This window comes from Lysinibacillus capsici (genome assembly GCF_020217405.1).
Classification (GTDB): domain Bacteria; phylum Bacillota; class Bacilli; order Bacillales_A; family Planococcaceae; genus Lysinibacillus; species Lysinibacillus capsici.
In genome coordinates, this window is sequence record NZ_CP084108.1 from 2,487,480 (window position 1) to 2,500,244 (window position 12,765).

Sequence of the window (12,765 nt, forward strand, 5' to 3'; positions counted from 1 at the left end):
CTTTTTGAAAAAGATTGATCAAAAGGGATTCTTCTTTAGCAGATTTAAGTTAGGTTTTTATAAAAAAGTTTGATCATTTTCCAACTTTGTTGCTCCACAATGGCGCCCTATAATGGAAAATGTATAACTAATATTTCATCTGCATATTATCTTGTAGTATTTTCTCTGCAAGTTTAATGTTTTCTTTTAGAAATAAAGGTAGTTCCGTATGTGCAAGAACCTCTGATGTAGTCATCCAAATAACATCATCCACTTCTTCAGTACTTTTAGCGTAAGGTTCTCCAGATTTATGATGACATAGGAAAACTATATCGATTACATTTATCCCTGATTCTGTCACGAAGGAGGAGCTATTTACATATTTAATGCCTGTAATTTCGCTACCTACTTCTTCAAAAACTTCTCGTTTTAATGTTCTTTCCAGAATATCAGACGAATCACCTTCAATTTCACACTTTCCTCCTACTAATGAGAGTCCTCCACCAGCATGCTCCTCCTTTTCACTTCTGCGGATTAAAAGCCATTTCTCATTGCGACGAATTGCCCCTTCTACATTTACTACAAACATACAATACCCCCTAAAATTTATACTTTATCCATAAACACTTGGCCTATTTCATTTCGTAGACGGATTTTTTTCTGCGGAAATGCGCCGGGTTATAGAACCTTCAAACAATATTCTGTTAATCATATCACACACCAATTATTACCACCACGACTCAAGCACTTTAATTTGAACTAATAATAAACTAATTTTTTAGATTATTCTCAATATTAATCCTCCTAATTTCTCCAAAACCCTTATTCAACAATATGGCCCGATTGTGGAACAAGAAAAAATCTTGCTTTTATATTTCGTATAAACATTGAGCTTTAGAGATTAAAAGTTCGATAAAAAACGCGACAACTTTAAAAACTAATCCCTTGATTTTTGTTAAAATGTAAATAAGGTTTGTTTGCTTTTATGTTAAAATTTTGTAAAATAAAACGGAAGACACATATTTTTACAACTTGGGAGGGGCTATATTATGCGAAGTAAACGAATTAAATTAGCAATTGTCGCAATTATTCTTGTCCTTTGTATAACTGGTATTCTATTTTATTCAGAATATGGAACAAAGAATTTTGGAGATGAACTCATTACAAACACTGATAAATTTGAAGAAGTTGTTGATAGCATTTCCGTTTGGGAAATGAACGGTGGTATAGATAACAAAAATATATTTCTCGTTAACAAAGACGATGAATTATATAACGAAGTACGCAGCATTTTGAATAACTGGGAAGCAAAACGAACGTTATTCAAAAATATGGATGTCTCTAACTCTTATTACAAAATAGTTTTCACTAATAACGACGATCCTACTAGTCCAATTAATATATTAATTTCCAAGGATGGAATGGTTAACATTAACGCAAGAGAATACGAACTTGTCAAAGGCGATTTAGTTGAATTACTTAATATCGCTAAATATGAATAATCAATCGAGAATGATGAATCTCAAGTGCCTTGTATTCCGCTGCAAGTTCGCATGGATTGGTGGAATGCTTGTTGTATGGTGAAGTCCTAAATTTTCTGATTTCTGATTCGTGCAATCATTGCGGAAAGCTCCGTAAGCTAAATAGATCTTTTATTTTACATCTATATGGTTAAGTGAACCAGATGTAAACAATTATAAATGGTGACTGTTTTTATAATAAAGGCGGCCTTCCACAAACTAATCTGTGGAGGACCGCTTTTAATTTGTTCTTATTTACTTAACAATCCTCGTCTCGTGAATTCAGAAGAACAGAACGCTATTCAACAATAGCGCCCAATTGTTGATGATTGTTATCTAACTAAAGCACTCTAAAGTTTAAGTGAAACTGTTCACAACTTATAATCAGTGTTTTAGGAACTCGGATAACGCCTGTTCCTCACCATCTAACATCGAAGTAACGATTGTCATAAAATCTTCAGCTCCAATTTCAAAATGACCTCGACGGAATGGATATCCCCAATTGCGATTTCCACGTGTAAAAGTGAGCTGGTTTAACAACAATGCAATCTTAACTTCTCGACAAGGAATATAACGCATATCTCTGCGAAATGGCATAAACGACTCCGACACTTGATGTTTGTAAGTATCGTTGTCCGTAACCTGACCAATAGCAGTAAATGCTTGAACTGGCTTCCCTTTTAACATGTCTGTGCGAGGGGAATAGTATATCAGCCAATCACCTGGAGACATTTTACGCAAAGGTGCTGCCTTACCGTGGCACAACTGTGCAAAACCACCTTCTATGGCTAAATTTACATGAGAAGCGGATACAACGCCAATCCAATATCTGCTTTTCTGACTTGTTTTATTCGACATGATGCATCCCCCTACTCTTCAAATGCTAAACTTTTCAACCGATCCAGTTGTAAAAAATGATGTCTGTAATGCATGTCAATCAACATAAACCATTCCTGCGCGTTTAAAGCACCGAACGCCGGATGAAGTATCTTGTTACTTACAGGCGCTTGTAGTAGAACTGATTCCGTATTCCTCATCCGTTCCACTACATTGTGAAGTCCATCTACCAAATGCTCCATGCTCTCTGGTGGTTGCGGAGTATAAATCGGAGAAGCAGGAACCTTAATACGAACAGCAGGAAATTGTTCTAGATTAAAAACAATCTTACCCTGCTCAGTTTTTTCCTTCGTTGGGTTCAATGTCGATTCTCTACCAGCTAAACATTGCTCGACATTATGTAGATGCATGAAAGCTGATTGTATTAAATGTACATACATCTGTCCAATGGACCAATCTTCTTCGTTCAGCTTTCTATGTAATTTTTCCATATTGAGTTTTGTCAGTTCTTCCAAATATCTTTCTACTGTAAGTTCAAATGACTTCAATACTTCCTTTGTACTTTTCATCCTTTAAGCAGCTCCTCTTCATTTTGGTATAGTCACAGTATAAAAGAACACTACTGACAGGTGTATGTCAGTAGTGTTCTAAAATTTTTTTCGCTACTTCCCGAATCTTGAAGCGTAAAGACTTCGGCTCAATCACCTCGATATCTCCGCCCCAGCCGAGTAAATGATGTAATAGTTCCTCTGGATACCGAACACGAAATTGAAAGATTACATCCTCATTCCGCTCCTCAATGGATGCAATATAAAAATTAACTGCTTCAATGATTTTGTCGGCAATTTCGGGGTTTGCTCTCATTATTATTCTTTCATCTCGATTGTCAGGTGGCCGATAGCTACTTAGGTCAAAATCATTTGGTAGAAGAAATTGATCTTCCAACACAGAAAGGTCGGACATCCGGGACAAGCGGAAATGTCGCATTTCTTGCCTCATTTCACAGTATGCTAGTAAAACCCAATTTTCATGGACAAGTGTTAATCCATATGGAGAGACCACACGTTTATGCTTCCGATTCCCATCTGTTTCTGGCATTTTTTTAATATACATAAAACTGATTTTGCACTGTTTCAAAATTGCATCGCGAACTTGATTAAGATACGTTTTTACCCGCTCTTCAGTTGACTGCTCACCTATATGAAGCAGTCGCATTGTTTCTCGAACAAGCCTTGACTCGTTACGAACTGACTCCGACAAAGTAGCCTCGATTTTGCGTTTAGCGGACTTTGCATTAATACCATAATCTGTATCCAACCTTTGCTCGATAAAATCAGCTCCCATGAGCAGGGAGACGGCCTCTTCTGCTGTGAACCTAACCGGGGGTAGAAAATATCCTTCCATTAAGGAATATCCCTGACCAGGGGCGCCTAAAATGGGAACCCCAGCCTCACTTAGTGCTTGAATATCCCTATATATCGTACGCACACTTGTTTCAAATTGAGAAGCTAAATCTTCTGCTCTCAGTGTTTTACTTCGCTGTAATTCAAGCGTGATTGCAAGCTGCCTCTCCGTTTTGTTCATTTTTTCCCTCCACCATTTCTGCATTCTATTACGGTACTTGTCCAATAGTTGAATAATAGCAAGTACTGTATGTGGGCTATATCCCTAAAAGTGAGCTGCCTATGCAACTCAGTATTCTTCAAGCAAAGCACCCGTTTTAGCTTAAATATTTTCTTTCATCTGTTTGGTGTTAATCAGATTTAACAACCTTTTGTTCAATTCCCAACGCCGTTTTATTGCTATCCCATTTCAAAAGTGTTACTGCCTCTTCAAAACATAACCATTCATAGTTAAGGTGCTCTTTGGATAATGATATATCTTTTGTAGGAACTTTAACACCAAATGAAAATTCATTTAATACATAAACGACTTGTCCCCAAAGGAAATTACTTTAACTACATCTTCTACTGCTAGTGAAGTAATGCAATATATGGATAATCTCTTGTAAAGCCAGCCTCTTCAAATACTTCTCGTTTAGCAGATTCAATAGGAGTCTGACCCTCTTCTCCACCACCAGCTAATCCCTGCCAATATCCATAATCACTTCTCTTAAAAATTGCATATTCAACCCGTGAATGTGAACACCGAGTGTGCCATGTACTGCCAAAACATCTTTTTCTTCGCCGCCATAGGCTTTTTCTACAGATTTTTACGCATAATCCACACTAGCTTTGTTGCAGAATTCTAGCCGAATGGTCACCATCAATAATTGCAATTTTCTTTAGTATTCATATGTATGTCTGGGATACCCTACTCAATGTGATCTGCTAATACTTTTTCATTTTGTAGCCATACCCCGGGTTTGGATTTCCCTATGTACCGCACCATTCCTAACGCTTCACACTTCAATAATTAGGAAAGCTTAGTAAAAGATGTTTACAAACAACGTAAAGTTAGTTATACTTACTAAGTAATCAAAAAAATTCTTAAGGAGGTCGAATAAAATGATCGTTATCGTTAAATTGGTGTCATTGGTAGCTACAACTTCAGTAAAAATGAAAATCACACATTCGACCACATCGGAATGGACCGCTTAAGATTTTTTTGTAAATAAGCATACCCATACCGCAGGGAGAAGTGTCCCCCTGCGGTATTTTTGTGCCTTTTTCACCGTAGGGGAGTCTCTCTACGGTTTTTTTATGGCCATTTAAGGAGGTGATAATAAATGATATTAAACTTTTTTGCGCTCACGATAACTATTACCAAACGTAAGATCTCTCTTGAGAAAGCACTTCGTGATGAATATGTGGAAAAAATCTTTGAAGAGAACCGAAGAAAAATAGACGATTATATTCGTATTCGTCAATATTAATCTTGTTAATTAAAAAATATGAAAGGTGGGAATTGAAATGTTTTATATGATCAAAAGACGTTATGCAGTTTTATGGCTGGAGAAAGACACAACCACCAGATGAAGTAATATAAAGTGATAATATAGCTAATGTTATAATCTCAGTTGAGCTAACCCGTTCTAATCTAGGACGGGTTGCTTCAGGAGGTATTATGCACTTTTTTAAGTGATATGTTACACAAACAACTTGATGTAGTTTAAGAAAATGCGGAATTACAATGTTAAAAAAAATAATTCTAATGCTAAAAATCGTAATTCCTCGATACTAAAATTGAATTTGGCAATTTTTATTTTAATTCCATTGTTCCGCCTAGTTAGCTATCCATGTAGTGCAAAAACAGTACCCGAATATTGAAGTTCGTTATTCATTTAAAACAAACTAAAAAGTCACTTTCCTTACAGAGAGGAAAGTAACTTGTAGTCTTTTTCAATGGCCTGATTGTGGGACTACTCTATTGTTACTCAATAATTATCAATTAGATATGTATATTGGACATGTCTAGATTAAATACTATTATTTATACGAATAACCTTTTGAGCGATCAATTATGAGGAGCATCCGATAACCAGTAAGTTGTGACCAATTTACTTATATTATGTAAACTAAAAATTATTTGGCGAGGAGTCGGGCTTGATTGCGTCTACTACCCATGCCATTGCAATAAACCCGCCTTCTTTGCATGAGGATTTTAAAGCTTCATCATATTTTAGACAAGTACTTTTATTTAATTAATTTGAAACGAAGATTTACAGAACGTTTATAGTATAGCCGTAAATTATCTCTTATATAGTGATCATTTCCTATTTCAATTTAATTTCATTTTAATCCCTGTGGAAACCTAAATACATTAAACGGATCATACTTTTGGTTAACTTGTTTCAACCTCTGTGCATGGCCTCCAAAGTATTCCTTATCATAATTTTTAAGCTCACTTATAGGAAAATTCACATAAGAACCTTTTGTCATATTTTTAATCATTTCAAAACGCTCACGAACCCACTCCTGATTATCTCTTGCATACTTATCCTCTATCCATACAGACTGGACACCCATTATATATTTAGCATCTCTATAGTAAAAAGCCGTTTCTTCTTTATCAATGTGCTTGATTTCTCCTCCTAATGCATAAAAAGAAATAGCAGCATATACAGAACCATCCGGAGGACTTTGGACACTAGTTCCAATATTTTTAAGCTCTTCTACTGTATAGTTTCTTTGTACAAACCTACCAGTGGATTTAAATTTTTCGAAAGGTGGATAGGTTGCCTCTACCTTTTTCACTGCTTCTAGAAAGGAAGATTCTTCTAAGTTCAATCGAAACCCTTTACTTTCTGCAAAAGGTTGTAAAATCTTTTTTGCTAATTTGGATGGACCGTAAAAGAAACCAGTTCCGAAAATTCCTAACCCTTCATTTTCAGCGTTATAAAAGCTTGTTACTAAAGTCATTCGTTTATCCAATTTAGGCAACCAATTTTGCCAAATATTCATGACATCTATTTGCTTAGCCATTGTTGTATTTACATAATAGAATCTAATGAATGTGACAGAACGTTGTGTTGGTTTTGGTAACTGAAAAGTCATGCTAATAACCACTCCAAAGTTACCTCCACCTGCACCTCGACAAGCCCAGAAAAGATCAGCGTTACAATTTTTATTTGCCTTAATAATCCTTCCCTCGTAATCTACTAATTCTAGTTCTAGTAAACTATCACACCCCAACCCATAAAGTCGACTGGAGAATCCCCATCCTCCCCCGAGTGTAAAGCCAGATACTCCGACAGTGGGGCAAGTTCCACCAGGAAAAACATATCCATTGGAGCCAACAAAATCATACACTTCCGTGTTTTTTGCTCCAGCTTCCATCTCTAATATGTGTGTTTTCTTATCTAGTTTCAGCGTATTCAATCTACTAATATCAATTACAAGCACGAAATCACCATTAGAATAGCCTTCATAATGATGTCCTCCAGACCTAATGCGGATATCCACACAATGTTTACGTGCCCAATGTATGGCATTCACAACATCTTGTCTTCTTTCACAATAGACAATGATCAATGGAAACTTTTGATTGGCACGATTCCATTCTTGTCTTGCTTCATTGTAGTTAGGATCTTTTACGGTTACTACTTCACCAGTTAGCCCTTTTAAGAACAATGAATCTTGCTCCATTTCAGTCACCTCTATCAACACAATAATAATTTTTCTACTAGTTTATTCTTTTGGTTGAAAGTGGTTTAGGTTTTAGGCTGATATAATTGACTACTGTAGCTAAATATAATGAGTTAGTTTAGAGTTAAAAAGCATGCAAATCCATCGGAAGTTTATTGAAAAAGCACGCTAAGTTAAATACCTGAATAATTGTCAAACAATTAATCCTAACTCTTAAGTGATTTAAACAAAATTAAAGAGCATCATTCTTATTTGTAAATGATGCTCCTCTAAAAAACGTTCCTACTTATCTTGTAATGATTTATGATTTAGAAATGTATTTAGTCTAAGTTGGCAAAATTAAAGGGTAAGAAGGTTTTTTTCGTCTATCAATGTGTAGAAAACTCCGCATATAACTTGTACATCAGCATCTATCCTCTGTTAGAACAAAATTACCTAATTGAGTTAGAACATAGTGGTTTACATGGGGAATTCCACTACATGAAGGACATCTATTTGGTTGGCCAAATAAAATCATCAATCGATTTATTTGTCTAGCATTTTTATATTTAATCTACCTTGGCTTTAAATCATGGTTATTACGTAGACAAAAGGGTATGATTTCTGCACCATCTATGCCAAAGGAAATATCTATTCCATTTTGTATTTTCATGATTTTACTAGGTGTCATTATGCCACTCTTTGGAATTTCTCTTATTGTAGTTGTTTTAATTGAACTAATTTTTGGATTTACAAAAAGGAATAAAACCGCCATTCAAGGAAGAAAATAACGAACAATAAAGTATACTCATAATAATAAAAACCAGGTGCTAACACAATAAGCTCCTGGTTTTTATTAATATTAAGTTAATATCTGTAACGTTCTTACAAGCTTTTTATAATATTATCTATATATGCCTCATCAATGGGTCCATAAACTTCATGAACAATCTCTCCATTTGCGCTTAGAAATATTGTAGTGGGTATTGTAAAACCACCGAATCGCTTTCGGATATCCCCAGTTTCATCCAATAAAATAGGTAAATCCCATCCCTTTTTAGTAGCATATTTAGTTACCGTTTCTATACTTGCTTCGGTATCAGTTGCATTGACTGTGACAATCTGTACATCTTTTTTTGTGTCATAATAATTTTGCAAGCGTGGCATTTCCTCATTACAAGGTCCACACCAGGTAGCCCAAAATACAAGGACAACCGGTTTACCTAGATAATTGTATAATGTTTTTGGTTCGCCTCTGAGATTTGGCAATTCAAAATTTCGCACTGCTCTATCTGAAAGTTTTATATCTGATGTGTTAACTGTACTACCAATTATTTCTTTAGAAGTTTCAGTTTTATCTGAATCTAAATAGCTAATAAAGACAATACCAATTAAAATTAAAACAACACTTGCTGAAAGCCAATTTTTCAAGACCTCTCCTCCCCTAAATACAATTTCAACCATAGGGATTCTAAAGTTTCTTCCGAATATTGTCTTTTCAGGCTCGAAATATTACCAGACGCAAGAATTTTACCTTTATGAATGAAAATTACTTCATCTGCAATCTCCTCTACTGTTGATAGTAGATGAGTAGAATATAAGATTAATTGACCTTTCTTTCTTTCTTCCTTTAAAATTGATTTCACTCTGTTGATCCAATACGGATCTAGACCGTTGGTAGGTTCATCTAAAATATACACTTCGCATTCGCCTAACAGGCTTTGTGCAAAGTTTAAACGTTGTCTCATTCCTTTTGAAAGCTCACTAACAAAACTATTTTTATGCTCGAATAGATCAACTAACTGTAAGATATCATCTTGACTCTTACTATTAATCCCCTTTAGCTTACCTAAAAGCTCAATAATTTCTTTCACTTTGAGTGTAGTTGGAAAGTTTAAATCATCAGGCATATATCGTACTCTTCCTTTGGGAATGCCAGTTATAGTCCCTTTATCTAAGGGTAATTGTCCCATAATCAGTTTCATTAATGTACTTTTTCCAGCACCATTCTCCCCCACTAATGCTACAATTTTCCCACTTGTAAGTTGATAGGTAACTGGACCAATTTGTTGTCCTTTACGATATGTAATCACAACCTCTTGTAGCTCTATCATCTATAGCTCTCCTTACGTTTCAACTTTAAAAAAGCAAGACAAAGTGGAATAAACCACCATACTATTGTGATACCTATTATCAAGCCAATCCCTAGACTAGTTTCGTAAAACTGTGATAAATAATAAAACGACTTCCCTAAAATACCTGTTTGTTCTATTTGAATTAAATAGATATAGCGGAGCCACTCAATAATATTAATATGAACATGTGTATAAATTATTTTTTCATAGACGTGTTTTGGAATAATGGTTCCAATTGCCATTACTACATAATTACTCAATAATGTAAAAACTGCCCATAGCCCTAGACTAAAACCTAATGCCTGTAATCGATGTATGGAAAAAGCGCCAATCATTACACTTATAGCACTAAAAACAACGATAATAACTGTTGTTAATACAAGAAACTGACTATCTATATGAACGCCACCAAAGAAAGAACCTACAATTAAAATAACTGCCTCTGTAGTTGCTAAAGCAAATAAAAAAATGGATACTAATGCAATATATTTCGCCCCTAAATAATGTGCGATACTAACAGGATATGATCGTATTAATTGATACCATCCTGATTCTATATCAGCAGCTATACTCATTGCTCCTATTGTCAAAATAAATAAAGGAAACAAAAAAAGTAATAAATTTAAGAGAGAGGCTTGAAAGCGGTCGAATCCGCCCGCATCCGTGTTTAACTGTTGCAACATCAAAATAGCAACAAATAATACAATAAAAATACCAAGCAACATGTAAATCCACTTACTCCGGAAAAGCTGTTTTATTTCCGATTTAATCAATGTTCATGCACACCCCAATTAAATGACGTTACTAATTCTTCGTATCCAAGAGGCTTACCCGCACCATTTTCTTGCTCATAAATTGCTGCGTCTCCAATCGACGCAAAGGCAAGTACACCATAATTCATGGGTGTCCAATAATCCTCATTATATAAATAAGCTGCCGTTTTCACATCTATCCATTCTTGCTTATCATTTGATTTGATATAAGCTGCTGCTACTTCTTGCTCTGGACTTTTCAAATATTCAATTAAACAACCTAGATCATCAAACACTAAATAATCATTATTCTTGAAAATTACTTGCCCTGCATAATCAGGATGCGTAATACCCATGTTACAAACAATACAAATATCCGTCTCTGGATCAATATCTCGAGGTTCTATGGTCTTCTCCGAACAACCCATCAAAAAAAGTCCAATTACTACTAATAAAATGATCTTTTTCATTTCAATTTCCTCCAACTTAAAACTAGTACAATCAGTAAAGCAACGCCAATGCTAAGATGTTTTCCTGAAAAGGATACTTGCCAAGGCTGACCCTCACGAACAATGGGTTGCGCATCCATTAGAGCATTTGGTTCTGATATTTTGTTATCCATCTTTTCTAATAATCCAGTGGCTGTACTCCCAATAAAATATTGATAGTATTCGTTTTTTAATACCCATTTACCGAAAGTAGACGTTGCAATGTAAACACTATCGCCATAGCCATCCTCATCGAAGTCTTCCCCTTCGTAATCATCATAAACATTCGCTCTAAGTGTTATGCCTTGGGACCCACTTGAAGCAACGAGCACATTTCCATAAAGTTGATTGTTTGTAACAAGGACATCTTTTGGCTTTATATTTTTAAATACTAATAAATTACTAGCAAATATATTACTGGACATATCTACCGTATCTGCCTGCTGTAATTGAACGGCTATAGAATTTTCACGAATGATATTATGGACCACATTTACTTTTGAAGTTTGATAAAGTGTAATGCCAGAACTATTTAAAGTATTTTGATGTTTAATTGTGTTCTCTTCTATATCTACATTATTTGCCATCATGGACATTACCCCTGTTATATGATGTGAGTAGTTATTCTGAAGTAATTTCATATCGCTACCATACATGATATGAGTCCCGTAACGTCCATACGTAATCGTGTTTTTTTCGATTGTAACTTGTCTGCTATTCTCTAAGTAAATCCCATCTTGTGTTTGTGTAATAGTACTATTTTTAATATGAATACCTTTAGAGTTATAAAGAGAAATACCATGGCTTTTTTCTGAATAATGACCAGATTTACCAATAATGTCTACTTCAGCAATTTCACTATTTTCTACACCATCGAAGTAAATAGGAAACCTTTTTGTTTGAAAAGAATTTTGGGTTATTTTTATGTTTTTAACTTTTTTTGCAACAATGCCTTGCTCTCCAAGAAATTGAATGTCACTAATCTCTACATCATTAGCTTTAATTTCTATTTTTCCAGTGAATTTAACACCTTTGTTTCCGTTTATTTTAATAGGTTCTTTTATTAATAAATTTTCTGAATATAGTCCTGGTTCTAGCTCTAAAATCTCACCCGACGAGAGACTATCAATCTGCTGTTGTACGCTCTGAGCATATGCAGGTGTTGAAAATCCAACTATGCAGAAAAAAAGGGCAAGTAAACTGCCCTTTTTCATATTAGTGACTATGTGTTTCTTCAGTTCCATGCTGGTCCTCACTATGTTGTTCATGGTCCCCTTTTTCTTGCATCATTTTTTCACGACGTTCTTTTGCTGCTTGTTTAATTACGTCTAATTCTTCAACTTTTGCGGTTGGATTTTCTGAAATATAAGCTTTTGCATCTTCTTCAAAGGCAAAGAATATATACCCCCAGTTCATAGGGGATTTCATATCCGTTTTAACAGCTGTAGCTTCCTCAACATCTATCCAATTTAATGTTATATAATCTCTCACAAATTTTTCATTCGTTTGATTTTGAACCAACTCCGCATTTAATAAACAGCCAATGTCGTCATAAAATGCAATCGATCCATCTGGTTTAACAGATTGCGCAGAAAAAACGCCTAGGTCATGGTCCTTTGTATATACTTTCATATTACACATTTCACAAACAGTATCCTCTGCTGGCTCTTGTAGACGATCATCTATTTTCCACTCAGCAGTGGATGCTAAATATGTAACTTCATTCTTCGGTTGCTCTGAAACAACCTCTTCATGTGTGGGCTCCTGTTGAGTGTCTTTGTTCGTTCCTGTTGTACTATCCTCATTACATGCATAAAGAGCTAGCATAAATGGAACAATTAGAAAAACTTTCTTCATACCTTTACCTCCAAAGTAATTATTTTACTAGACATATTTACTTTACTAAAAAGTTGTGAAAAAAATTAGAAATTAAAGTGACAATAATATTCTTTTTGAATAGTTAAAATCGATTACGTGAAGATTCGCTC

At 34.9% G+C, this 12,765-nt stretch carries 14 protein-coding genes and 1 pseudogene; 3 read left to right on the forward strand and 12 right to left on the reverse strand.

Translation table 11 applies throughout. The features are described from left to right. Positions 1-127 precede the first annotated feature (127 nt). A complete protein-coding gene (locus LCP48_RS12235; RefSeq protein WP_216485907.1) occupies positions 128-568 on the reverse strand; it encodes an NUDIX hydrolase in 441 nt (146 codons plus the stop codon). Positions 569-1,028: 460 nt separating this feature from the next. Between LCP48_RS12235 and LCP48_RS12240 the strand changes: the two genes are divergently transcribed. Beyond that, a complete protein-coding gene (locus LCP48_RS12240; protein WP_221683289.1) occupies positions 1,029-1,481 on the forward strand; it encodes a hypothetical protein in 453 nt (150 codons plus the stop codon). Positions 1,482-1,883: 402 nt separating this feature from the next. Here the strand turns inward: LCP48_RS12240 and LCP48_RS12245 are convergent, their stop codons facing one another. The 4 genes and pseudogenes from LCP48_RS12245 to LCP48_RS12260 all read right to left on the reverse strand — a co-directional run bounded on the left by LCP48_RS12245 (position 1,884) and on the right by LCP48_RS12260 (position 4,456). Further along, positions 1,884-2,357 carry an EVE domain-containing protein gene (locus LCP48_RS12245; protein ID WP_004230371.1) on the reverse strand — a complete coding sequence of 158 codons (474 nt, stop codon included), beginning with the start codon at positions 2,355-2,357 and terminating at the stop codon, positions 1,884-1,886. Positions 2,358-2,368: 11 nt separating this feature from the next. After that, positions 2,369-2,905, reverse strand: a complete 537-nt coding sequence (locus LCP48_RS12250) for a DinB family protein (protein WP_004230372.1) — start codon at positions 2,903-2,905, stop codon at positions 2,369-2,371. A gap of 67 nt (positions 2,906-2,972) precedes the next feature. Then, positions 2,973-3,920, reverse strand: a complete 948-nt coding sequence (locus LCP48_RS12255) for a helix-turn-helix transcriptional regulator (protein WP_004230373.1) — start codon at positions 3,918-3,920, stop codon at positions 2,973-2,975. A 141-nt stretch (positions 3,921-4,061) separates the two neighbouring features. Then, a pseudogene (locus LCP48_RS12260) lies at positions 4,062-4,456 on the reverse strand (NUDIX hydrolase). A gap of 608 nt (positions 4,457-5,064) precedes the next feature. Between LCP48_RS12260 and LCP48_RS12265 the strand changes: the two are divergent. Further along, entirely contained in the window at positions 5,065-5,211 is a 147-nt protein-coding gene (locus LCP48_RS12265) for a YrzI family small protein (protein ID WP_004230375.1), read from the forward strand. Positions 5,212-6,067: 856 nt separating this feature from the next. Here the strand turns inward: LCP48_RS12265 and LCP48_RS12270 are convergent. Beyond that, positions 6,068-7,423, reverse strand: coding sequence for an FAD-binding oxidoreductase (locus tag LCP48_RS12270; RefSeq protein ID WP_225340229.1), 1,356 nt, complete (start codon positions 7,421-7,423; stop codon positions 6,068-6,070). Between the two features lie 515 nt (positions 7,424-7,938). Here LCP48_RS12270 and LCP48_RS12275 point away from each other — a divergent pair. Beyond that, positions 7,939-8,193 (forward strand): hypothetical protein, encoded by a 255-nt coding sequence (locus LCP48_RS12275; protein WP_318528176.1) that lies wholly within the window; start codon positions 7,939-7,941, stop codon positions 8,191-8,193. A 94-nt stretch (positions 8,194-8,287) separates the two neighbouring features. Here LCP48_RS12275 and LCP48_RS12280 read toward each other — a convergent pair whose 3' ends face one another. The 6 genes from LCP48_RS12280 to LCP48_RS12305 are packed head-to-tail and all read right to left on the reverse strand — an operon-like array spanning position 8,288 to position 12,634. Beyond that, positions 8,288-8,833 carry a TlpA family protein disulfide reductase gene (locus tag LCP48_RS12280; protein ID WP_225340230.1) on the reverse strand — a complete coding sequence of 182 codons (546 nt, stop codon included), beginning with the start codon at positions 8,831-8,833 and terminating at the stop codon, positions 8,288-8,290. Beyond that, positions 8,830-9,516 carry an ABC transporter ATP-binding protein gene (locus LCP48_RS12285; RefSeq protein WP_004230380.1) on the reverse strand — a complete coding sequence of 229 codons (687 nt, stop codon included), beginning with the start codon at positions 9,514-9,516 and terminating at the stop codon, positions 8,830-8,832. The genes LCP48_RS12280 and LCP48_RS12285 overlap by 4 nt, the downstream gene beginning before the upstream one ends. Then, on the reverse strand, positions 9,513-10,262 hold the full coding sequence (locus LCP48_RS12290; RefSeq protein WP_004230381.1) for an ABC transporter permease: 750 nt from the start codon (positions 10,260-10,262) through the stop codon (positions 9,513-9,515). Before LCP48_RS12290 ends, LCP48_RS12285 begins: the two co-directional genes overlap by 4 nt. A 44-nt stretch (positions 10,263-10,306) precedes the next feature. Continuing rightward, entirely contained in the window at positions 10,307-10,759 is a 453-nt protein-coding gene (locus tag LCP48_RS12295) for a nitrous oxide reductase accessory protein NosL (protein ID WP_004230382.1), read from the reverse strand. Continuing rightward, positions 10,756-12,021, reverse strand: coding sequence for a right-handed parallel beta-helix repeat-containing protein (locus tag LCP48_RS12300; protein ID WP_225340232.1), 1,266 nt, complete (start codon positions 12,019-12,021; stop codon positions 10,756-10,758). Before LCP48_RS12300 ends, LCP48_RS12295 begins: the two co-directional genes overlap by 4 nt. After that, positions 11,993-12,634, reverse strand: coding sequence for a nitrous oxide reductase accessory protein NosL (locus LCP48_RS12305; protein ID WP_004230385.1), 642 nt, complete (start codon positions 12,632-12,634; stop codon positions 11,993-11,995). The genes LCP48_RS12300 and LCP48_RS12305 overlap by 29 nt, the downstream gene beginning before the upstream one ends. Positions 12,635-12,765 lie beyond the last annotated feature (131 nt).

Coding starts and splice junctions, on each gene's coding strand:
- LCP48_RS12235 (WP_216485907.1), bottom strand. CDS start 568: ATGTTTGTAGTAAATGTAGAAGGGGCAATTCGTCGCAATGAGAAATGG.
- LCP48_RS12300 (WP_225340232.1), bottom strand. CDS start 12,021: ATGGAACTGAAGAAACACATAGTCACTAATATGAAAAAGGGCAGTTTA.
- LCP48_RS12245 (WP_004230371.1), bottom strand. CDS start 2,357: ATGTCGAATAAAACAAGTCAGAAAAGCAGATATTGGATTGGCGTTGTA.
- LCP48_RS12285 (WP_004230380.1), bottom strand. CDS start 9,516: ATGATAGAGCTACAAGAGGTTGTGATTACATATCGTAAAGGACAACAA.
- LCP48_RS12295 (WP_004230382.1), bottom strand. CDS start 10,759: ATGAAAAAGATCATTTTATTAGTAGTAATTGGACTTTTTTTGATGGGT.
- LCP48_RS12290 (WP_004230381.1), bottom strand. CDS start 10,262: ATGTTGCTTGGTATTTTTATTGTATTATTTGTTGCTATTTTGATGTTG.
- LCP48_RS12265 (WP_004230375.1), top strand. CDS start 5,065: ATGATATTAAACTTTTTTGCGCTCACGATAACTATTACCAAACGTAAG.
- LCP48_RS12270 (WP_225340229.1), bottom strand. CDS start 7,423: ATGGAGCAAGATTCATTGTTCTTAAAAGGGCTAACTGGTGAAGTAGTA.
- LCP48_RS12240 (WP_221683289.1), top strand. CDS start 1,029: ATGCGAAGTAAACGAATTAAATTAGCAATTGTCGCAATTATTCTTGTC.
- LCP48_RS12305 (WP_004230385.1), bottom strand. CDS start 12,634: ATGAAGAAAGTTTTTCTAATTGTTCCATTTATGCTAGCTCTTTATGCA.
- LCP48_RS12255 (WP_004230373.1), bottom strand. CDS start 3,920: ATGAACAAAACGGAGAGGCAGCTTGCAATCACGCTTGAATTACAGCGA.
- LCP48_RS12250 (WP_004230372.1), bottom strand. CDS start 2,905: ATGAAAAGTACAAAGGAAGTATTGAAGTCATTTGAACTTACAGTAGAA.